The sequence below is a fragment of the Pseudomonas sp. C7.1 genome, from assembly GCF_056312395.1.
The window spans coordinates 2084061-2105241 of record NZ_JBWDTL010000003.1 but is presented as its reverse complement, the minus strand read 5'-3'; the positions used below and the strand labels follow the sequence as shown (position 1 = coordinate 2105241).

Annotated in this window: 20 protein-coding genes and 1 pseudogene; 5 read left to right on the top strand and 16 right to left on the bottom strand. The window is 60.3% G+C overall.

The window, feature by feature from the left end; all coding sequences use genetic code 11:
• Positions 1 to 231: 231 nt before the first annotated feature.
• Together AC0T4W_RS13305 and gloA are read left to right on the top strand one after the other, a co-directional pair.
• Complete coding sequence (locus AC0T4W_RS13305; protein WP_476319586.1) at positions 232 to 1449, top strand: argininosuccinate synthase; 1218 nt, start codon at positions 232 to 234, stop codon at positions 1447 to 1449.
• A 137-nt stretch (positions 1450 to 1586) separates the two neighbouring features.
• Positions 1587 to 1979: a lactoylglutathione lyase gene (gene gloA, locus AC0T4W_RS13300; RefSeq protein ID WP_476319583.1), complete on the top strand. Its 393-nt coding sequence runs from the start codon at positions 1587 to 1589 to the stop codon at positions 1977 to 1979.
• 425 nt (positions 1980 to 2404) lie between these two features.
• On the opposite strand, the gene AC0T4W_RS13295 is transcribed toward gloA, so the two are convergent.
• Positions 2405 to 3307 (bottom strand): crotonase/enoyl-CoA hydratase family protein, encoded by a 903-nt coding sequence (locus AC0T4W_RS13295; RefSeq protein WP_476319581.1) that lies wholly within the window; start codon positions 3305 to 3307, stop codon positions 2405 to 2407.
• A 116-nt stretch (positions 3308 to 3423) separates the two neighbouring features.
• On the opposite strand from AC0T4W_RS13295, the gene AC0T4W_RS13290 reads away from it, so the two are divergent.
• Positions 3424 to 4053, top strand: coding sequence for a TetR/AcrR family transcriptional regulator (locus AC0T4W_RS13290; RefSeq protein ID WP_476319579.1), 630 nt, complete (start codon positions 3424 to 3426; stop codon positions 4051 to 4053).
• A 200-nt stretch (positions 4054 to 4253) separates the two neighbouring features.
• On the opposite strand, the gene AC0T4W_RS13285 is transcribed toward AC0T4W_RS13290, so the two are convergent.
• The 9 genes and pseudogenes from AC0T4W_RS13285 to metG form a co-directional block, all read right to left on the bottom strand.
• Positions 4254 to 4433 carry a PA3496 family putative envelope integrity protein gene (locus AC0T4W_RS13285; protein WP_476319577.1) on the bottom strand — a complete coding sequence of 60 codons (180 nt, stop codon included), beginning with the start codon at positions 4431 to 4433 and terminating at the stop codon, positions 4254 to 4256.
• Between the two features lie 249 nt (positions 4434 to 4682).
• Positions 4683 to 5319 (bottom strand): annotated as a pseudogene (gene nth, locus AC0T4W_RS13280) (endonuclease III).
• Positions 5316 to 6029: an electron transport complex subunit E gene (locus tag AC0T4W_RS13275; RefSeq protein WP_476319575.1), complete on the bottom strand. Its 714-nt coding sequence runs from the start codon at positions 6027 to 6029 to the stop codon at positions 5316 to 5318. Before AC0T4W_RS13275 ends, nth begins: the two are co-directional and overlap by 4 nt.
• Positions 6022 to 6636, bottom strand: a complete 615-nt coding sequence (gene rsxG / locus AC0T4W_RS13270; protein ID WP_476323654.1) for an electron transport complex subunit RsxG — start codon at positions 6634 to 6636, stop codon at positions 6022 to 6024. The genes AC0T4W_RS13275 and rsxG overlap by 8 nt, the downstream gene beginning before the upstream one ends.
• Positions 6637 to 6665: 29 nt before the next feature.
• Positions 6666 to 7697: an RnfABCDGE type electron transport complex subunit D gene (locus AC0T4W_RS13265; protein WP_476319573.1), complete on the bottom strand. Its 1032-nt coding sequence runs from the start codon at positions 7695 to 7697 to the stop codon at positions 6666 to 6668.
• A 140-nt stretch (positions 7698 to 7837) separates the two neighbouring features.
• The gene (rsxC, locus tag AC0T4W_RS13260) at positions 7838 to 10171 is read right to left on the bottom strand and encodes an electron transport complex subunit RsxC (RefSeq protein WP_476319571.1); all 2334 of its coding nucleotides are present in this window, start codon (positions 10169 to 10171) and stop codon (positions 7838 to 7840) included.
• On the bottom strand, positions 10168 to 10743 hold the full coding sequence (rsxB, locus tag AC0T4W_RS13255; RefSeq protein WP_430697557.1) for an electron transport complex subunit RsxB: 576 nt from the start codon (positions 10741 to 10743) through the stop codon (positions 10168 to 10170). Before rsxB ends, rsxC begins: the two co-directional genes overlap by 4 nt.
• Entirely contained in the window at positions 10740 to 11324 is a 585-nt protein-coding gene (gene rsxA, locus AC0T4W_RS13250) for an electron transport complex subunit RsxA (RefSeq protein WP_160346121.1), read from the bottom strand. Before rsxA ends, rsxB begins: the two co-directional genes overlap by 4 nt.
• A 233-nt stretch (positions 11325 to 11557) precedes the next feature.
• A complete protein-coding gene (metG, locus tag AC0T4W_RS13245; RefSeq protein WP_476319568.1) occupies positions 11558 to 13600 on the bottom strand; it encodes a methionine--tRNA ligase in 2043 nt (680 codons plus the stop codon).
• 156 nt (positions 13601 to 13756) lie between these two features.
• Between metG and apbC the strand changes: the two genes are divergently transcribed.
• Positions 13757 to 14848 (top strand): iron-sulfur cluster carrier protein ApbC, encoded by a 1092-nt coding sequence (gene apbC, locus AC0T4W_RS13240; RefSeq protein WP_476319566.1) that lies wholly within the window; start codon positions 13757 to 13759, stop codon positions 14846 to 14848.
• A 105-nt stretch (positions 14849 to 14953) separates the two neighbouring features.
• Here the strand turns inward: apbC and AC0T4W_RS13235 are convergent, their stop codons facing one another.
• Positions 14954 to 15163, bottom strand: a complete 210-nt coding sequence (locus AC0T4W_RS13235) for a cold-shock protein (protein WP_090242762.1) — start codon at positions 15161 to 15163, stop codon at positions 14954 to 14956.
• Positions 15164 to 15486: 323 nt separating this feature from the next.
• Between AC0T4W_RS13235 and dcd the strand changes: the two genes are divergently transcribed.
• Positions 15487 to 16053 (top strand): dCTP deaminase, encoded by a 567-nt coding sequence (dcd, locus tag AC0T4W_RS13230; protein ID WP_325509281.1) that lies wholly within the window; start codon positions 15487 to 15489, stop codon positions 16051 to 16053.
• Between the two features lie 61 nt (positions 16054 to 16114).
• On the opposite strand, the gene nadE is transcribed toward dcd, so the two are convergent.
• From nadE to AC0T4W_RS13205, 5 genes are all read right to left on the bottom strand, one after another.
• The gene (gene nadE, locus AC0T4W_RS13225) at positions 16115 to 16942 is read right to left on the bottom strand and encodes an ammonia-dependent NAD(+) synthetase (RefSeq protein ID WP_476319563.1); all 828 of its coding nucleotides are present in this window, start codon (positions 16940 to 16942) and stop codon (positions 16115 to 16117) included.
• 361 nt (positions 16943 to 17303) lie between these two features.
• Complete coding sequence (locus AC0T4W_RS13220) at positions 17304 to 19841, bottom strand: penicillin acylase family protein (RefSeq protein WP_476319560.1); 2538 nt, start codon at positions 19839 to 19841, stop codon at positions 17304 to 17306.
• 118 nt (positions 19842 to 19959) lie between these two features.
• Entirely contained in the window at positions 19960 to 20424 is a 465-nt protein-coding gene (locus tag AC0T4W_RS13215; protein WP_476323651.1) for a DUF2489 domain-containing protein, read from the bottom strand.
• A 7-nt stretch (positions 20425 to 20431) separates the two neighbouring features.
• Positions 20432 to 20635, bottom strand: a complete 204-nt coding sequence (locus AC0T4W_RS13210; protein WP_476319558.1) for an SEC-C metal-binding domain-containing protein — start codon at positions 20633 to 20635, stop codon at positions 20432 to 20434.
• 5 nt (positions 20636 to 20640) lie between these two features.
• Positions 20641 to 21138 carry an LEA/WHy family protein gene (locus AC0T4W_RS13205; RefSeq protein ID WP_476319556.1) on the bottom strand — a complete coding sequence of 166 codons (498 nt, stop codon included), beginning with the start codon at positions 21136 to 21138 and terminating at the stop codon, positions 20641 to 20643.
• Between the last annotated feature and the right edge of the window lie 43 nt (positions 21139 to 21181).

Sequence of the window (21181 nt, the reverse complement as noted above, 5' to 3'; positions counted from 1 at the left end):
TTCTCGTTAAATAGCTCGCTATTCGCCTCGAAAGACCAACAAAACTGACTCGATCCGGACTTTCCCTCGCTACGAACGGTCAAGCCCGACAGGCTCCTAGCGCCTGCTACGCCTCTGTTGTCCAACAATTATCCGTCGCTTGGTCGTCACAAGCTGTCGCGCCTCTGTAAATCAGGCGGCATGGGCAGTAGAATCACGGGTTTTCCCGCACAACCCCGTGGAGTTGATGGCATGGCCGACGTAAACAAGGTAGTCCTGGCATATTCCGGTGGCCTGGACACTTCCGTGATCCTCAAGTGGCTGCAAGACACCTATAACTGCGAAGTGGTGACCTTCACTGCGGACCTCGGCCAGGGTGAGGAAGTCGAGCCGGCCCGCGCCAAGGCTCAGGCCATGGGCGTTAAAGAAATTTACATCGACGACCTGCGCGAAGAGTTCGTGCGCGATTTCGTCTACCCGATGTTCCGCGCCAACACCGTCTACGAAGGCGAGTACCTGCTGGGCACCTCCATCGCCCGTCCGCTGATTGCCAAGCGCCTGATCGAAATCGCCAACGAGACCGGTGCCGACGCCATTTCCCACGGCGCCACTGGCAAGGGCAACGACCAGGTGCGTTTCGAGCTGGGTGCCTACGCGCTCAAGCCCGGCGTAAAAGTGATTGCCCCGTGGCGCGAGTGGGACCTGCTGTCGCGCGAGAAGCTGATGGACTACGCCGAGAAGCACGCCATCCCAATCGAGCGTCACGGCAAGAAGAAGTCGCCGTACTCCATGGATGCAAACCTGCTGCACATCTCCTATGAAGGCGGCGTGCTGGAAGACACCTGGACCGAGCACGAAGAAGACATGTGGAAATGGACTGTCTCCCCCGAGGCAGCGCCAGACGCACCGACCTATATTGAGCTGACCTACCGTGCCGGTGACATCGTCGCCATCGACGGTAAGGCAATGAGCCCGGCAACCGTGCTGGCTGAACTGAACCGCATCGGCGGCGAGAATGGCATCGGTCGTCTGGATATCGTCGAGAACCGCTTCGTCGGCATGAAGTCCCGCGGCTGCTACGAGACCCCCGGCGGCACCATCATGCTCAAAGGTCACCGCGCCATCGAGTCGATCACCCTGGACCGCGAAGTCGCGCACCTGAAAGACGAGCTGATGCCCAAGTACGCCAGCTTGATCTATAACGGTTTCTGGTGGAGCCCTGAGCGTCTGATGCTGCAACAGATGATCGACGCCTCCCAGGCCAACGTGAACGGCGTAGTGCGCATGAAACTGTACAAGGGCAACGTGATCATCACCGGGCGCAAGTCCGATGACTCGCTGTTCGACGCCAATATCGCCACCTTCGAAGAAGATGGCGGTGCCTACAACCAGCAGGACGCAGCCGGCTTTATCAAGCTTAACGCCCTGCGCATGCGCATCGCGGCGGGTAAAGGGCGCAAGATGCTCTAAGGCTGTTGTAGGAGCGAGCTTGCTCGCGAAGCGATCGCGAGCAAGCTCGCTCCTACAGACGAAGCTCACAGCCCCGGCCATAAGCCGGGGTTTGCATTTATAAGCCCGCAAGATGGGCAATGATGAGGAGACACCTGATGAGACTGCTGCACACCATGCTGCGCGTCGGCGATATGGATAAATCCATCGCGTTCTACACCGAAGTGCTGGGCATGACCCTGTTACGCCGTAAGGACTACCCAGAAGGGCAATTCACCCTAGCCTTCGTCGGCTACGGCGATGAAGCGCACAATAGCGTGATCGAGCTGACCCACAACTGGGGTGTGGACAGTTACGAACTGGGCAGCGGCTACGGCCATATCGCCCTGGAAGTAGCCGACGTGTACAAGGCTTGCGAAGACATCCGTGCCCGTGGCGGCAAGATCACCCGTGAGCCGGGGCCGATGAAGCACGGCACCAGCATTTTGGCGTTTGTGGAAGATCCGGATGGCTACAAAATCGAGCTGTTGTCGCCATCGCGCAAGGACTGAGCGACTCCCTGCTTCATCGGGAAACTCGGTAGGTGGACTCTGGGGTTTTTGGCAAAATTAGGACGCCTTTCTCCGGGCGTCTCTACTCGTCCATCTCCAGCTCGAAACGAGCCAGCGTGCGTCTGATCTCATCCCGCTTCTCAGTGGAAATCGGTGTGTCACGCCTCACCGTCACGCGCCTTGCGGTAGGGTCGTTACATCGCACATGTGCGCCCATCAGCAGGTCATCCATCAGCGCTTGTCCAGACCGTGATGGTATGCAGGAGCTGTTGTTGGATGAGGCAGTAGACATCAACGTATCTCCGTCCTTTTGAAGGGATTAACCGCTGCACAGCGGCAGGCCGAAGAAGGCCGCTATGATGACGCAGCGATCAGGATGGCCGACTACTGGGCCTTGTATCGGCCAGGGAGGTGGTGGCGCAGGGTTACTGATTCAATCGTGCCTCCAGCTCCTTGATCAGTTCACGAGCCTCCCCCCGCTCAGGGATCGGACGCCCGCTATCGCGCCACTGTACGGCGGCCTTGAATCCTTCCGCCTGGGCGTAGCGGCGGAACCAGACGCCTTCCGGGTTGTGCCGGGTGATGCCATCGAAGACGGTGGCCATCATCTGGGTCTGCTCCAGCCCCATGGTCAGCATCACCTGGTTCACTACCATCTTGTGCATGGCCAGATGCGACTTGGGAACACCGGCAATTCGCTCAGCAAGTTTCATGGTCGCTGCGTCCAGGTCCTCTCTCGGCACCACTTCGTTGGCCAGCCCCCAGGCGGCAGCCGTGAGTCCATCGATGGGATCGCCCGTGAACATGAGCTGCTTGGCCCTCGCGAAACCGAGGCGGAATGTCCACATGGCAGTGGTCGGGCAGCCCCAGACACGGGTCGGCATGTAGCCGATCTTGGCGTCCTCGGCCATCACCAACAGGTCGCAGCAAAGTGCAATGTCGCTGCCTCCGGCCACAGCGTATCCGTGCACCTTGGCGATGGTCGGCTTGCTGCACCTCCAGAGGCTCATGAAGTCTTCCGTGTTGCGCTTCATGAAGGCGTAATCGACCATTGGGTCCCAAGGGCTGCTTTCCTGCTGGCAGGGATGCTCAAGCATCTGCTCGGCGGAGTCGGCAAGATCGTAGCCACCGCAAAAGCCTTTCCCCGCGCCCTCCACGATAATCACGTGGACCTCGTCATTGGCCTCCGCCCACTCCACGGCCGCCCGAATGTCACGCGGGGTCTGGTCAGTAATTGCGTTGAGTCGCTCCGGACGATTGAGGAGCAGCCGAGCAACTCCTGGGGCTTGAGCATCTTGTGCGATGGAGACAGTGGAAAAAGTTGGCATTTGCGGCTCCGCAGAGTTGGTGGATAGATCAGAAACAGTCAGAATTGACTGTATGTGTCGTCACCAAAACAGTCAATGCTGACTGAACCGATCATTCACCGAGTAAATGCAGGCTTATGCAAAATATGATTAGCGCTTCTGGGTTGACTCTCACCTCGAAAAAGCAAGGCACTCGGCAGCGCCTGCTTGATGCGGCGGTGTCATCGTTGATTGAGCTAGGTGTGGCCAAGACAACCACGCTAGAGGTGCAGCGGAGATCAGCTACCAGCCGAGGGGCATTGCTACATCACTTCCCTACGCATGCGGCCCTGCTCTCTGCCACCATCGAGGAGCTCGTTCGCCGCAATGATGACGCCGTGTGCCGGGCCGAAACGACCATGACCGCGGTTACGAATCCCATCGAGCGTGCGATACGCATACTCATGTCAATGAGTCTCCAGCCTGCGTTCATGGCAGAGCTTGAGCTGTGGGCAGCGTCCAGGACGGATAGTGAACTCCAGGCGGCCATACGCAGTGCCGAGCGCCAAGCGCGAGGGGAACGCGAGCGGGTCATCGCAGGCCTCTTCTCGGCGGTACGGCATCATCCCAACCTCGAAGCCGTTATTGCTTTGAGCATTGAGTTCTTACGGGGCATGGCGCTATCGAGTGTGTTAGTGACGAATCCGGAGCATCACGAGGAACTGGTCACTAAATGGATCTGGGCCATGGATATCTTGCTCCAGACCAACACCACAGATGTTGACTGAAGCAACCGGCCCCTTTGAAGACGTGACAAGAGGCGCGCGCCCTCGTGACGGCCCTCTGATTTCTACAATAACGACCTTACTTGCGCCAAAGCCTTCTTCGAGGTGCTGCTCAACCCGAATGCTCAGCTGGATACTCGTCACCGCAGGTGAGCAACAAAAAAGCCCCGCAATGTAACGGGGCTTTGTTGTTGCTGGCAGGGCTAAAGGTCGAAGTTGTATTCGGCCAATTGCTTGTGCAGACGGCGCTCTTCGAGGAAGTTGTCGATGATGCGACGCTTGGTCAGGTTGGTTTTGGCAACTTCTACCGGTGCTTCGGCTTCATCCGCTTCTTCGGCAACAAAATCTTCGTCGAGCTCAAGTTCTTCTTTATCAGTGCTCATAAATTCACTCCAGGCTACCAGGGCCATTCAGCTGCTGTGAAAACTACTGCGCTCGGCCATGCTGCGTTGGAAACAGACTCACACTGCTCATTTACAGCTCGTAAACTCCGCGTGTTCGCCTGTTTCCGCCTTGCCTGACCTTCGCTCGCTACGTTTTCACACAACCTGATTTGCGCACCTTATAGCGGCAAAACCTGAGCGGGTAAAAAAGATTTTTTCAATGAGCTGATTGAGCGGCTGAATAGCGGCTCAATCGTCGGAGGTTTTTTGTTTGTATTCGCACAAATCTTCGATACGGCAGCTGCCACAGCGCGGCTTGCGCGCCTGGCACACGTAGCGACCGTGCAGGATCAGCCAGTGGTGTGAATCGAGGAGAAATTCCTTGGGCACGAATTTCATCAGCTTTTTCCACCTCCAGCACATTCTTGCCAGGGGCGATGCCAGTGCGGTTGCTGACGCGGAAAATATGCGTGTCCACCGCCATGGCCAGCTGACGGAACGCGGTATTGAGCACCACGTTGGCGGTCTTGCGGCCAACGCCGGGCAGGGCTTCGAGGTCTTCGCGGTTATCCGGTACCTGGCTGCCATGCTTTTCGATCAGCAAGCGGCAGGCCTCAATGACGTTCTTTGCCTTGCTGTTGTAAAGGCCGATGGTCTTGATGTACTGGCTTAGGCCTTCGACGCCCAGGGCGTAGATCGCCTCGGGGGTATTGGCGACCGGGAATAGCTTGGCGGTGGCCTTGTTGACGCTGACGTCGGTGGCCTGTGCGGACAAGGTGACCGCTACCAAAAGCTCGAACGGCGAACTGTAGGCCAGTTCGGTTTTTGGCTCGGGGTTGTCTTCATGCAGGCGGCGGAAGATCTCGTAGCGCTTGGCGGCGTTCACTCGATGACTCCGGTCACCCGCACGCGGCGGCTCTGTACCGGTGTATCGACCTGTTGCGCCTTGGCTCGCTCGGCCAGCACTTCGTCCACGCGGTTTTTGCAGGCGATCAGTAGGCCCAGCACGATAAAGGCGCCGGGCGGCAGGATGGCCAGCAGAAAGCCCTTGTATTCGGGGATCAGCGTCAGCTGCCAGTTGGCGGCGATGGGGCCGAACAGCAGGTGCATATTGGCAAACACTGCGCCGGTGCCGAATAGCTCGCGCAGGGCGCCGATCATCACCAGCACCACGCCGAAGCCCAGGCCCATCATCAGACCGTCATAGGCGGCGCGGGCCGGATCGTTCTTCGCGGCAAAGCCATCGGCGCGGCCGAGGATCACGCAGTTGGTGGTGATCAACGGGATAAAGATGCCGAGAATTTGGTACAGCTCGTAGGTGAAGGCCTGCATCAGCAGTTCGATGCAGGTGGTCAGGGCGGCGATGATCATCACAAAGGCCGGCAGCCGCACAGCAGTGTTGACCACGTCGCGCACCAGCGACACGGCGGTGTTGGAGCAGACCAGCACCACGGCGCTGGCCAGGGCCAGGCCGAGGGCGTTGACCGCCGAGTTGCTCACCCCCAGCAGCGGGCAGAGGCCGAGCAGTTGCACCAAGGCCGGGTTGTTCTTCCACAGACCATTGAATGTGATCTCGCGATAGCTGGGACTAGCCATTGGACTTTACCTGGGCTGCGAACAGCTGCTCTTGATTGGCATCGAAATACTGCAAGGCTTTATGTACCGCCTTGACCACTGCGCGGGGGGTAATGGTGGCGCCGGCAAACTGGTCGAACTCACCACGATCTTTCTTCACCGCCCAGCCATCTTCGGCTGGGTTGCTCAATGACTTGTCGTCGAAGCTGCGAATCCAGGCGCTCTTGGCCAGTTCGATCTTGTCGCCCAGGCCGGGGGTTTCCCGGTGGCCGAGCACACGCACACCGGCCAGGCGACCATCGGCCTGAATGCCGATCAGCAGGTGGATTGCGCCGCTGTAACCGTCCGGCGCGGTGGCGCGCAGGATCACAGCGCTGGGCTGGCCATCTTTCAGGGCGATATAGGCGGTCTGCGGCGACTTGCTGCCAAGCAGCGGGTCGTGCAGCTGGATGCTGTTATCCAGCAGGTGGTTGTCATAGCTGCCTTGCGGCAGGATCTCGCTCAGGGCGCGCACCTGGGCTTCGCGCTCGGCGTTGGCGATGCGTCCGGCGGTGGCTTGCTGCAGCACGGCCACCAGGCCCACAGTGACAATGGCAAACAGCCCGAGCACCAGGGCGTTTTTCAGCATCGAGCGGCTAATTTCAGGCAGGGCCACGGTTACTCTCCCAACTTGAAGCCGCGAGTCGGCTTGCGGTGGCCATAGGTGCGCGGCCGCGTGTAGTAGTCGATGGTCGGGGCTGCCAGGTTCATCAGCAACACAGCGAAGGCGACACCGTCGGGGTAACCGCCCCAGGCACGAATCACGTAGACCAGCACGCCCACGCCGATGCCGAAGATCAGCCGACCGAGGTTACTGGTGGCGCCGCTGACCGGGTCGGTGACGATAAAGAAGGCGCCGAGCATGGTTGCGCCGGTTAGCAGATGAAACAGCGGCGAGCCATGGGAGTCCGAGCCTGAACCGTTCCAGAACAGCAGGCTCATCACGGCCAGGGCTGCGAGCATGCCGACCGGCGCATGCCAGGTGAATAGGCGCTTGTGCAGCAGGTACAGACCGCCGGCGAGGAAGGCCAGGTTGACCGCCTCGGTGGCGGCGCCGCCGAGGTAGCCGAACGCCGGGTTCTGCGCCCACAGCTCATCGATGGTCAGGCTCTTGTTGACCTTGAGCGCGTCCAGGGCGGTGGCCTGGGCCCAGCCATCAGGCAGATTGGCGATGCCGAGAATCTGCTGCAGACCTTCGAGCAGGCCGACGGTATGCGGCGTTGGCCAACTGGTCATCTCGACGGGAAAGGAGATCAGCACCACCACATAGCCGAGCATGGCCGGGTTGAAGGGGTTCTGCCCCAGGCCGCCATACAGCTGCTTGCCGAACAGCACGGCAAAGCCGATGGCCACCAGCGTCAGCCACCAGGGCGAGTAGGGCGGCAGCGCCAGGGCCAGCAGCACGGCGGTGACCAATACGCTGTAATCCTTGAGAAAGAACAGCACCGGGCGCTTGCGCAGCGCCAGGATGGCTGCTTCAAAGCCCAAGGCGCTGACGCCGGCCCACAGCAGATTGATCAGGGTGCCGGCACCGAACAGCCAGGTCAGGGCCAGGATGCCCGGCACCGTAGCCAGCAGCACCTGCAGCATCACTTGCTGGGTGCGATTGCTGCCCTTGGCGTGGGGCGATGTGATGCGGGGCAGGGCCATTGGCGCTCCGGTTGAACAAGCTGTTGTAGGGTGGGTTAGCCGCGTAGCGGCGTAACCCAGCAACTGGCCGTCAGACCAGCGGTTATGGCAGTCCGGCTGCCTTTGGTGGGTTACGCCTGCGGCTAACCCACCCTACGAATTTACGGGCTTTGGTGCTCTGCTAACTGCTGCTCTGCTTCGGCCAAGCGCTGGCGTGCGGCGGCCAGGGCATCGGCGGGACTGTCGGCGTCACGTTCGAGTTTGCGCAGGTCCGCGCGGGCAAAGGCCACTTCGGTTTTCAAGGCGCGGGTGGTTTCGTCGATTGGCTTCTTGTCGGTGCGCACCAGCTCTGGCGCGGGCTTGCCGGATGCATCCTCGGCCTGGTGCAGTGCCTGCTCGGCCGCCGCCAATGCTTCGCGTAGGCTGCCAAGCGCGGCTTCATCGCTGCCGGCTTTCTCGGCCTTTTTCAGTTCGGCGCGTTTCATCGCCAGTTCGATCTTGGCTTTTTTCAGCGGATCGGGGGCTTCTGCAGCAGGCGCTTTTGCGGGAGCTGCCGGCGCCTGGGCTTCCAAGCTGGCCAGTAGTTTTTCGGCGGCTTCCAGCTGGCTGCGCAGTTGCTGCAATTCGCTTTGCTGCTCATCGCTGGGTGCTTCAAGTTTTTCCAGCTTGCGTACTTGGGCGCGGAGCATGGCCGCGTCGATTTTGGCTTTTTTCAGTGCGCCATCGTCAGCAACTGGGGCAGCGGCCGGGGCCGGTGGGTTGGTGGCCATGGCGCTGTCTAGGGCTTGTTGGGCAATGGCTGCAGCGCGGCGCAGTTCGTCGACCTGGGCCTGCAGCTCGGGGCTGGCGTGGGTGGCCAGTTGCTTCTCGGCCTTTTTCAGGGCGACCTGGGCCATGCTGGCTTCAATCTTGAGTTTCTTCTGCTCGTCACTTAGGCCGGCCGGTTTTGCCGCTGCTGCATCGCCGCTGGCGGCGGGTGCGGCTTGAGCCTGGGCGGCCTTGGCTTGCGCCGCTTTGGCGGCGCGGGCCTGGCGTTCGGCTTCCTTTTGTTCTTCGGCGCGGCGCAGGCGTTCCTGGCGCAGCTCGAAGCGCTGCTTCGATTGTTCGGCTTTGAGCTGCTTTTGTTCCAGGTCGCGAATCTCGCCCTTGGCGGCGCGGTAGTACTGCACTAACGGGATGCTCGACGGGCAGACATAGGCGCAGGCACCGCACTCGATACAGTCGAACAGGTTGTGCGCCTTGAGCTGTTCGTGTTCCTGGCCGATGGCGAAGAAGTGCAGCTGCTGCGGCAGCAGGCTGGCCGGGCAGGCTTCGGCGCATTCGCCGCAGCGGATGCACGGCATAGCCGGCGGCGGCGGTGGCAGCTCAGCGGTGGTCGGGGCCAGCAGGCAGTTGGTGGTCTTGATCACCGGCACGGCGAAGTCCGGCAGGGTGAAGCCCATCATCGGCCCGCCCATAATCAGGCGATTGAGCTTGCCTTGATCGAGGCCGGCAAACGCCAGCAATTCACCGACCGGGGTGCCGAGCAGCACCTCGACGTTCATCGGCTGCGCCAGGGCTTCACCGGTGAGGGTGGTGATGCGCGAGATCAGCGGTTTGCCGTGGTTCACCGCGTTGTGGATGGCCACGCAGGTGCCGACGTTCTGGCAGAGCATGCCGATATCCGCTGGCAGGCCGCCGCTGGGCACTTCCACGCCGGTGAGAATCTGGATCAGCTGCTTTTCGCCACCGGACGGGTACTTGGTGGGGAAGACTTTGAGCTGATAACTACGCTCATTCAACGCGCCACGCACGGCGGCGATGGCTTCGGCTTTATTGTCTTCGATGCCGATCAGCACCTGATCCGGCTGGATCAGCTGCACCAGAATGTCGATGCCGCTGATCAGCTCGCTGGCGCGCTCGCGCATCAGCAGGTCATCGGCGGTAATGTAAGGCTCGCATTCGGTGCCGTTGATGATCAGGGTGTGGATCTTCTGCGTTGGCCGCGCATTGAGTTTTACCGCCGTGGGAAAGCCAGCACCGCCCAGGCCGCTGATGCCTGCCTGGCGAATCAGCTCAACCAAGGCGCTGTTTTCCAGATGGCGGTAGTCAGGCTGTGGGTTCAGCTCGGTCCATTCATCCAGCCCGTCGCTGTCGATCACGATGGCCGGGGCGAGCATGCCGGAAACATGCGGGTAGGGTTGCGGGCCAATAAAGCTCACGGTCCCGGAGGTCGGCGCATGCACCGGTACGCTGACAAAGCCATTGGCGGCGGCGATCAGTTGGCCTTTCAGCACGCGCTCGCCCACCGTCACAACCGGTTCGGCCGGCGCGCCAATATGTTGGTTAAGCGGCAGCGTCAGGCGCTTGGGCAGCGGGGCCGGTTGGATTGGCGTGCGGTTGGACAGTTCCTTGCGCTCGGCTGGGTGAATACCGCCCGGAATGTCCCAGATTTTCATGGCGTCAGCGCGGCTTGCCCGCGCTGCGTCCATGTCGTTTTTCGACATGGCACTCATGCTGCTTGCTCCCGGTCGCTGGCAATCAGTTGGCCGGGTAGCAGGGGTTTTTCCCATTTCCAGCTTTGTACCGTACTGCCCACTTCGATCATGTCGATGCAGTCCACCGGGCAGGGCTCGACGCACAGGTCGCAACCGGTGCATTCGCTTACGATCACCGTGTGCATCTGCTTGGCCGCGCCGACGATGGCGTCCACCGGGCAGGCCTGGATGCACTTGGTGCAGCCGATGCATTCGGCTTCGCGGATATAGGCGACCATCTGCGGCTTTTCGCCTTCCACGGCGTCCAGCGGCTCGGCTTCAACGTCGAGCAAGTCGGCCAGTGCCTGGATGGTTGCTTCGCCGCCGGGCGGGCATTTGTTGATCTTGTCGCCGCCAGCAATTGCCTCGGCGTAGGGCTTGCAGCCCGGATAGCCGCACTGACCGCACTGGGTTTGCGGCAGCAGGGCGTTGATCTGCTCGGCAATCGGGTTGCCCTCGACCTTAAAGCGCACGGCCGCGAAGCCGAGGATGGCGCCGGCCACCAGGCACAGGGCGAGCAGGGCAAGAACGGCGATCAGCACCAGGCTCATAGCTTGATCAGCCCGGTAAAGCCCATAAAGGCCAGGGACATCAGCCCAGCGGTGATCATGCCGATGGCCGCGCCCTGGAAGGATTTCGGCACATCGGCAATCGCGATGCGTTCACGCATGGCAGCGAACAGCACCAGTACCAGGGAAAAGCCCAGGCCGGCGGCAAAGCCGTTGGCGGTGGCGGTTATAAAGGTGAATTCGGCTTTGTTGGCGTTGAGCAGAGCGACGCCGAGAACGATGCAGTTGGTGGTGATTAGCGGCAGAAAGATGCCCAGCACGCGGTAGAGCAGCGGGCTGGTCTTGTTGACCACCATCTCGGTGAACTGCACGGTGACCGCGATCACCAGGATAAAGCTGATGGTGCGCAGGTATTCCAGATCCAGCGGCTTGAGCACGTACTGCTGCACCAGATAGCTGCACATGGCGGCCAGGGTCAGCACGAAGGTGGTGGCCAGGGATAGGCCAATGGCCGTCTCGATTTTCTTCGAGACGCCCATAAAGGGACACAGGCCAAGGAACTGGACCAACACGAAGTTGTTGACCAGGATGGCGCTGACCATGATCAAAGCGAGTTCGGTCATTGCGGGTTCCATGGATGGACGGGCAAAGGCCATTTCCCTCATCCGGCGCTGCGCGCCACCTTCTCTCAGAGGTAGAAGGCTAAAAGGATGACGTCGCTGCGCGACTTACTATGTTTGGGGGTGGCTATTATCGGTAAGCCGACCCTGGCATACAAGCCGGCCCAGCCTTCCTGAAGTGTCGTTATAAGGCTAGCGCAGCCTGATCGAGGTGGCTGCGCTGTTGGGTCGCAGGTTTATTTAACCCGCTGGCCCGGCTTGGCGCCGCTGTCCGGGCTTAGCAGGTAGATCTCTTCACCGCCAGGGCCGGCGGCCAGCACCATACCTTCGCTGACGCCGAACTTCATCTTGCGCGCGGCCAGGTTGGCCACGTACAGGGTCAGGCGACCTTCCAGCTTGCTCGGGTCCGGGTAAGCGCTCTTGATGCCGCTGAACACGTTGCGCTTGGCATCGCCAATATCCAAAGTCAGGCGCAGCAGCTTGTCGGCACCTTCGACGAACTCGCATTTCTCGATCAGGGCGATGCGCAGGTCGACCGCTGCAAAGACGTCGAAGGCGATTTCGGCGGCCAGTGGGTCTTTAGTCAGCTCGCCGTTGCCTGGAGTGGCAGGTGCGGCTTCGCTGGCGGCCAGGTCTTCTTTGGAGGCTTCGATCATGGCGTCGATTTTCGCAGGCTCGATACGGGTCAGCAGGGCGCTGAATGGGTTCAGCTGGTGGTTGGCCAGCAGTGTTTGGTGATCGTCCCAGGTCAACGGCGCGATATTGAGGAAGGCCTCGGCGTCGCTGGCCAGTTGTGGCAGTACTGGCTTGAGGAAAATCACCAACTGGCGGAACAGATTGATGCCCAGGGCGCAGATGGCCTGCACTTCGTCCTGCTTACCGTCCTGTTTGGCCAGCGACCAGGGCGCTTTGTCGGCGATCCAGGCGTTGGCGCGGTCGGCCAGGGCCATGATTTCACGCATGGCGCGGGCAAAATCGCGGGCCTCATAGGCTTCGGCGATGCTCGGCGCGGCGGCCTGGAAGGCCTCGGTCAGCTCGGGCGCGGCGTTACCAGCCACCAGCAGGCCGTTGTTACCTTTGTGAATAAAGCCGGCGCAGCGGCTGGCGATATTCACCACCTTGCCCACTAGGTCGGAGTTGACCTTCTGCACAAAGTCTTCCAGGTTCAGGTCCAGGTCGTCCACGCCACGGCCCAGTTTGGCCGCGTAGTAATAGCGCAGGTATTCCGGGTTCAGATGATCCAGGTAGGTGCGCGCCTTGATAAAGGTGCCGCGCGATTTGGACATCTTCTGCCCGTTCACCGTCAGGTAGCCGTGCACAGCCACGGCAGTAGGCTTGCGCAAGCCCGCACCTTCGAGCATGGCCGGCCAGAACAGGGCGTGGAAATTGACGATGTCCTTGCCGATAAAGTGGTATAGCTCGGCGGTCGAATCCTTGCCCCAGAACGCGTCGAAGTCCAGCTCCGGGCGCTTGGTGCAGAGGTTCTTGAAGCTGGCCATATAGCCGATTGGCGCATCCAGCCAGACGTAAAAGTACTTGCCCGGCTCGTCGGGGATCTCGAAGCCGAAGTACGGCGCGTCGCGGCTGATGTCCCATTCCTGCAGGCCGGAATCCAGCCATTCGGCGATCTTGTTGGCCACGGCATCCTGCAACGCGCCGCCACGGGTCCAGCTTTTCAGCATGGCCTCGAAGTCCGGCAGCTTGAAGAAGAAGTGCTTGGAATCGCGCAGCTCTGGCACCGCGCCCGAGATGGCCGAGCGCGGGTTTTTCAGCTCGGTGGGCTCATAGGTGGCGCCGCATTTTTCGCAGTTGTCGCCGTACTGATCTTCCGCTGCGCACTTGGGGCAGGTGCCTTTGATAAAACGGTCGGCGAGGAACATGCCCTTTTCGGGGTCGAAGTACTGGGTCACCGAACGGGTAGCAATGTGGCCGGCGTCGCGCAGTTTCAGGTAGATGGCCGCCGACAGCTCGCGGTTTTCATCCGAGTGGGTCGAATGGTAGTTGTCGAAATTGACCCCGAAGTCGGCAAAGTCGGCGGTGTGTTCAGCCTGCACATTGGCGATCAGTTGTTCCGGGGTGATGCCTTCTTTCTCGGCGCGCAGCATGATCGCCGAGCCATGGGCGTCGTCGGCGCAGACATAGATGGCCTGGTTGCCGCGCAGCTTCTGGAAGCGCACCCACATGTCGGTCTGAATGTACTCGAGCATATGGCCAAGGTGGATCGAACCGTTGGCGTAGGGCAGGGCGCTGGTAACGAGAATCTTGCGGGCTTGGCTCATGGGATCGGCTGCACTGGTAACTCAGGGAAGCCGGCAACTATATAGGGGCGGTGGATATTTTTCATCCTTACGCGGGCAATGCCTGGCGGTGTGCGCCGCTGGAGTCAGCCTGGGGTAATATGCCCGCCTGCTTTACTCAGCCTTTCGGAGCCTTCCATGAGTGTCGTTACCCGCGCAGCGGTCGAAGCCGCCCTGTCCCAATACACCGACCCGCATCTGAATCAGGACCCAGTTAGCGCTGGTTGCCTGCGCGAGGTGGATATTCAGGGTGGGCAGGTCAAGGTGCGTTTGCAGTTGGGTTACGCGGCTGGGCTGTTCAAGAGCGGCTGGGCGCAGATGCTGCAGATTGCTTTGGAAAACCTCGACGGCGTCGAGCGTGCCCAAGTGCAGGTCGATTGTGTAATCGAAGCGCACAAGGCGCAGGATCAGGTGCCGGCGCTGGCCAATGTGAAGAACGTGATTGCCGTGGCGTCCGGCAAGGGCGGGGTGGGCAAGTCCACCACGGCGGCCAACCTGGCGCTGGCGCTGGCCCGCGAAGGCGCCAAGGTCGGCATTCTTGATGCGGATATCTACGGGCCAAGCCAGGGCATCATGTTCGGTATCCCGGAAGGCACGCGGCCGCAGGTGAAAGACCAGAAGTGGTTTGTGCCGCTCAAGGCCCATGGTGTGGAAGTGATGTCCATGGCCTTTCTCACCGATGAGAACACCCCGGTGGTCTGGCGCGGGCCGATGGTGTCCGGCGCGCTGCTGCAGTTGATCACCCAGACCGCCTGGGATGACCTGGATTACCTGGTGGTGGATATGCCGCCAGGCACCGGTGATATCCAGCTGACATTGGCGCAGAAGGTGCCGGTAGCAGGCGCGGTGATCGTCACCACGCCGCAGGACTTGGCACTGCTGGATGCGAAGAAGGGTGTGGAGATGTTCCGTAAGGTGAATATCCCGGTACTCGGCGTGGTGGAAAATATGGCCGTGCATATCTGCTCGAACTGCGGGCATGCCGAGCATCTGTTCGGTGAAGGCGGCGGTGAGAAGCTGGCGGCACAGTTTGGCGTCGATCTGTTGGCATCGCTGCCGCTGTCGATGGCTATTCGCATGCAGTCCGATGGCGGCAAGCCAACTACCATCGCCGATCCGGAAAGCCAGATCGCCATGATCTATCAGGAAACGGCGCGTAACGTCGGTGCACGTATCGCTCAGGGCGCGGCGCAGCAGGCGATGCCGAGTATCGTGATATCAGAAGACTGAGGTATCAGCGCCGTGCAGTTAGTGCGCGGCGGCTTCTGCAAAAATAGCGAGCATAAAAAAGCCCCGCACTAGGCGGGGCTTTTTATCAAGCTAGGTTAGTGCAGGTTATACAACCTGAACTTCCTCAGCTTGCATGCCTTTCTGACCACGGGTAGCGACGAAAGTCACTGCCTGGCCTTCTTTCAGGCTCTTGAAGCCATCGCTCTGGATAGCTTTGAAGTGTACAAAGAGATCGTCACCGGATTGTGGGGTGATGAAGCCGTAGCCTTTTTCATCGTTAAACCACTTGACGGTGCCATTCTGACGATTCGACATGTTATGTCTCCTACTAATTTTATTAACAGCCCTAGAAAAGCCCAGGCCGGGACTGAGTGCAACGGTTACTAGGAGTCGGACGATGTTTGGATCGAAATCTAGGCATCAAGTAGCGATTCGCGGTGACACATGCAGCACAGTGGAATCACCATACTCGCTTTTAACGCTAAGCGCGAATGCTCTGTGCATCTTTCTGTTATTTGGCGTTAGGTAGCCGGTTTGCCATTTTGCGTCCTGCGCGCGTTCAAGAGCCTTTGAACCCTGTCGCTGGCCCCGGTAAGATGCGTGCACTTTTCACCCTTTGTTATAGCAGGACAGCCGCCATGAGCATCAAATCGGATAAGTGGATTCGCCGCATGGCTCAAGAGCACGGCATGATCGAGCCCTTCGTTGAGCGTCAGGTACGCGCCGAGGGCGCACAGCCACTGATTTCCTATGGCGTTTCCAGCTACGGCTACGATGTGCGCTGTGCCGATGAGTTCAAAGTGTTTACCAATATCAACTCGGCCACAGTCGATCCGAAGAACTTCGATGAGAAGAGCTTTGTCGATGTGAAAAGCGATGTATGCATCATTCCTCCGAACTCCTTCGCCCTGGCGCGCACCGTGGAGTTCTTCCGTATTCCCCGCGATGTGCTGACCATATGCCTGGGTAAGAGCACCTACGCGCGTTGCGGCATTATCGTCAACGTCACCCCGCTGGAACCGGAGTGGGAAGGCCATGTGACGCTGGAGTTCTCCAACACCACCACTTTGCCGGCCAAGATCTACGCTAACGAGGGCGTGGCGCAGATGCTGTTCCTGCAGTCCGACGAGCCTTGCGAAGTGTCTTATAAGGACCGTGGCGGCAAGTATCAGGGGCAACTGGGTGTGACGCTGCCAAGGGCCTGATTGGCTGTTTTGATAATAAAGAAGCCGGGCGATGCCCGGCTTTTTCATGTGTATCAGAAACTCAGGGCACCAACGGCAATTCGCGCTTATGGCGGGTGTTGTCGTAGGTGCGCACGATGATGGCGTAGGCCTCATCGCGCACCTGTTGACCATGCAGAAAAGCGTCGATCTCGGCGTAGCTCACGCCGTGGGCTTCTTCGTCCGGTTTGCCAGGGCGCAGCTCTTCCAGATCAGCAGTGGGCACCTTGAGCACCAGGTTCTCCGGGGCGCCGAGGTGTTTGGCGATGGCCCGTACCTGATTTTTCACCAGACCTGAAAGTGGGGCCAGGTCGCAGGCGCCATCGCCGAATTTGGTGAAAAAGCCCATCACCGCTTCGGCAGCATGGTCGGTGCCAATCACCAAGCCGTTATTGGCGTTGGCGATGGCGAATTGGGCGACCATGCGGATACGTGCCTTGATATTGCCGGTGACGAAGTCGCGGCGGGCATCGCTGAGCTTTTGCAGGTGAGTCACCTGCTCGCCGAGGCCCGTTACGCTGCCTTCGATATTCACCGTGTCTTCTTCGTCAGCGCGAATAAATCTCAGCGACTCCTGGGCGTCATGCTCGTCGTGCTGAGTGCCGTGGGGCAGGCGTACGGCGATAAAGCGATAGGCATCGTCGCCGGTTTCTGCGCGCAGTTCTTCCACGGACAGCTGGGCCAGGCGGCCGGCGGTGAGGGAGTCGACGCCGCCGCTGATGCCCAGCACCAGGACTTTTAAACCGGAGTTCTTCAGGCACTGCTTGATAAAGGTTTTGCGCTTGTCGATCTGTGCGACCAGGGAGGCGGTATCGGTGAACGGCGGCACCACGTCGAGAGCGGCGGCAATTTCAGCTTGGCGGTTGCTCATTTCAAAGTCCTCACGGGGAGCAGAACACATGGCTTATGCGGTCGCGCGGTAGAAAACCCCGGCTGTATGGCATCAAGCGTTATCAAAGCGTAAAGCTTACGTTGAACCGGCTGCAAAGTGCACGCTAGAGCTGCATATCTTGGTTAGGCGGGGCGAGTCGCAGGCAAAAAATTGCCGAGAGCTATTTTAAACGTCGCGCAGCGATGACCCGAGGGCGGTCAGAAATAGCAGGCAAAAGAAAGGGCGCTAAAAGCGCCCTAAAACGATGATGATCAATGGAGTAAGTCCATTTGTTCGGAGCGGCCACCGTTGAATTGGTTCAGTGGCGACCGACGAGCGGTCGTTCAGTTGTGGCTGCGCGTCAGTTCGCGGGCATCAGCAGCAGGCGTTTGGTGCCATACACCTTGTCGAGGTTCTGCGACTGGAAGGGGAAGCTCATGTAGCTGCCCTTGAGCCAGGCATCGATGCCGTCGGCGTAGTGTTTGCTGGCGGGGTTGCCGGATTGTCCGGAGCTGTTGAGGCCGATCAGCGGCTCTTCACGGCCGAAGTCGACGACGATGCGCATGGCTGGAATGAGCCAGGTGTCGAAGTTCTCGCCCCAGTTGTAGGCCGCCACGTTCAGCGTGCTGTGGTCACCGCCCGCCGGGTAGGGGCCGCGATCCAGATGGCCCTTGATGGCGTTGATGCTGGTGCGCTGGCTGGCGCTCATGTACTGCGCCAGTTGGCTGGTTTCAGTGGTCCAGTTGTAGGTGTGCAGCTTGCCCCACTGCCAGGCGCTGCGTTCGCTGCCCAGCTTGCTTTCCAGCAGGGCGACTGCGCCCGCCAGGCTGCGCGCGAGAATGGCGGCTTTGTCTTCTTTTTGCGCAGTATGGCGGTCATTCCAGAATGGGCTGTCTTCGCGGCCCAGTAAGTGGTCGGCCTGGGCCGAATAGGAGCTGTTGGCGGTTTCGACAAGAGCCTTCCAGGCAGGTGTGCTGTCCGGGCCGAGTTCGTCGAGGAAGGTGTCCCGCGCACTCTGGTAAAGGAAGGCGCTGTACAGCGCAGCGTCCGCCGAAGTGGCGGTCATTTTGCCGTCGAACTTCATCAGTCGGCTGTGCGCTTCGCGGGCTTTGCTGCGCTCTGCTTTCGGTAGAGCATCGATAGCCGCTTGCATGCCTTCGGCCATGCCGGGGGCGCTGAACATGCTTTGCAGCTTGGCGGCAAAGGGCGAGGTCTGGTCGTGCTGCATGGCGATCATGCTCTGGGTGTCATGCCGGCCGGTTGCTGCCAGCGCGGCGATGCGTTCGGCGCGCTCCGGGTAGAACCAGGAGTTGGACAGCTGCATGCCATAACCACGCGGTACGGTGCGCTGGTTGGCGGTGCCCAGCCAGCCTTCAGGCGGGTCCTGGTCGTAAGGGTGCAGCATCGGGTCGGCGAAACCGTCCCACTCGTACTGGCTATCCCAGCCGGGGGAGGGCATCAGGCCCAGACCGGCGCGGCGATTGGGGAAGTGCCCGGTGACTTGCCAGCCGATATGCTGGGCATCGGCAAACACGATGTTCAGCGGCATGGCGCGCACTTCTCGGATGGCCTCAAAGGCCTGCTCGACCGACTGGGCGCGCGACAGGTCGAAGAAGGCATCCAGGGTCTTGTCTGCTTCGAACTGGGTGGTTTTCAGCGCCAGGCCATAACCGCTGTTCAGCTGCATGGGCTGCAGCGGGTGCTTGCGTTCCCCTAGCACCGAGTTCAGCAGCGGGCCGTGGCGGGTTTCGAAAATGGTTTCGCGGATCGGCCGCTGGCCTTTGATAAAGAAGGTTTCCTGGCGCTGTTGGGCGGGTAGCCATTTGCCGTCGACTAGGTACAACAGTCGGCCGTTTTCCCGTTTGATCTTTTCCAGAAACAGATCCTGATTGTCGCCCATGACCATGGTCATCCCCCAGCCCAGTTTGCCGTTGAAGCCGGCCACCACCGCCGGTACGCCGGCAATCGACACGCCAGCGGCCTGGTATTTGGGTGAGCGGATCTGCACGAAATTCCACACCGAGGGCATGGACAGCGGCAGGTGGGTGTCGTTGGCCAGCAGGCTTTTACCGCTGCGCGTGCGCTGCGGGGCAAAGGCCCAGTTATTGGACGCCGCCACGCCGAGCATATGCGTATCGGCAAATTGGCTGACGGCTGCGCTGACGTTGCTCAGACCGGCCAACTGGCCATTGAGGTTGAGCCCTTTGAGTTTGGCGGCTTCCTCCAGTGGCAAGGGCTCATCGGGGTAGGTCGGCAGCAGCCAGGCCAGCTGCTCGCTGCCAACTTTCTGTGCGAGTACCACTGAGGCGATCTCTTCCTGCAAGTTGACCGACAAGCCGAAGTTCAGTAGGCAGAACACCAGCACCGAGTCTTCGGCCTTCCAGTACGCCGGGCGATAGCCGGATTCGGCGAGGTCCCTCGGCAGCTTGTCGCGGTAACGGAACAGGTAGGCGTTGACCCCGCGCGCATAGACCTCGAAGAAGCGTTTAATCCGTGGTGAGGCGCTGCTGTAGAGCACCTCAGCGCTCTTCTTCAGGTTTACCGCGCGCATAAAGCGATCCATTTCCAACACGCCAGGGCCGGCCATTTCAGCCAGTCGGCCTTCGGCCATCAAGCGCAGGCCGACCATCTGGCTGAGGCGGTCGCTGGCGTGCACGTAGCCCAGGGCGAACAACGCATCATGGAAGGTGGTGGTTTCGATTAGTGGCATGCCCAGCGGGTTGCGGCGGACCACCACGCTTTGCGCCAGGCCTCTGACCCGGACGATGCCCTGGTCTGGGTGCACGCTTTCGCTGTAACGGCTGTTCAGTAATGACTGGCAGCCTGTGAGCGCGACGAGGGCCGTCAATACGGCGGCGAGGCTGAGGTGGGCCATGGGGCGTAACGCGCGCGCTAGCATGCAGCAGGCTCCTTGCAGGTGGAAACGGTCGGTTGAGGCGTACGCTTTTAGGTGCGTGGGCGCGGACGTACTACGTTAGCCAGCGGCTATGCGCCAGACAAGGCGCATAGCGAGCGAATCAGGCGCTTTGCCGCAAGGGTGGCAAGGCCTCGTCAAGCAGCCAGCGTGCTGCGGCGCGAGCGGCTGCCTTGTGCTGCAGCTCCAGTTCGCTGAAGTGCTGCTCATGCTGGCGGCGCACGCTTCTCTCCAGAGCCTTCCATTCGGCGTGGGTCGGCACCTGGGCGGTTGCCGCGAACAGCAGGTGAAAAACCTCACAGCGCGGGTCCTGACTCAGGCTGCTGTCGTAGTTATCCAGCAGTACCTTGATCCGAATGGCACCCTCAATCAGCGGTAACTGACCCTCCAGCAAGCTGCTGGCAAGGATCTGCAGGTCGCCGCCGATGCGTTCGCGCTGTGCGTTGATCGCCTCGGTCTGGGCTTTTTCTTGGGCCCAGACGCGTCGCCACAGCTGCAGGGCGTAGAGCGCCAATGCGGCAATCAACACGGCGCTGCCGATCAGGATGAGTAAAGTGAGGCTATTGATCACACGCTTATGCGCCGTGGCATTTCTTGAATTTCTTTTCGCTGCCGCACGGGCAAGGATCGTTGCGGCCTACGTCTTTTAGAGCGTTGCGCGCCGGTTCCTGATGGCCGTGGTTGCAGTGCGGGCCATGCACGTGACCGTGATCATGGGTGTGCGTGTGATCGTGGTCGTGATTGCAATCAGGGCCGTGGACGTGTTCTTGCTGGGTCATGCGAGTTACTCCGGGATGTAATCGCCGGGAATTATCTCGCCATTGCGCGACATGTGCACGCTCCGTCCGAACATCCAGCCGGTTTTTACTGTGCCTTGCAGCCGATAAGGGATGGGTTCATCCGGGTTGTCCAGGGCTTTGACGATTTGCCGCAGGTGTCGCCAGAGATTGGTGCGCACCGGAACACTGAAGCTATGGTGACTGTGCGCAGGCACCGTGAAGGATGCGTTCGACTCACCTTCGGCCAGTTTTGCCTGATTCAGGTGCACCACGTAGTCTAGCCCGCGCACCGGCAGGCTGAAGTTATTGGGGTTGTCGATGCGAAAGCGCAATGTGAACTGCTGCTCCAGCAGTTTGGCTTTTATTACATCGACTTTGACCAAGCGGACTTCAGGATCTTTAAAGTCACCTGATGACCAAGAGGAACAGCCGCCAAGGCCAGAAATAAGGCCAAAAAATATCGATAGGCTGAGAATTCTTATCGTTTGCGCCTGATAAAACATTACATACTCCGAATGACGCATCAGTGTAACAAGCAACTGCTTG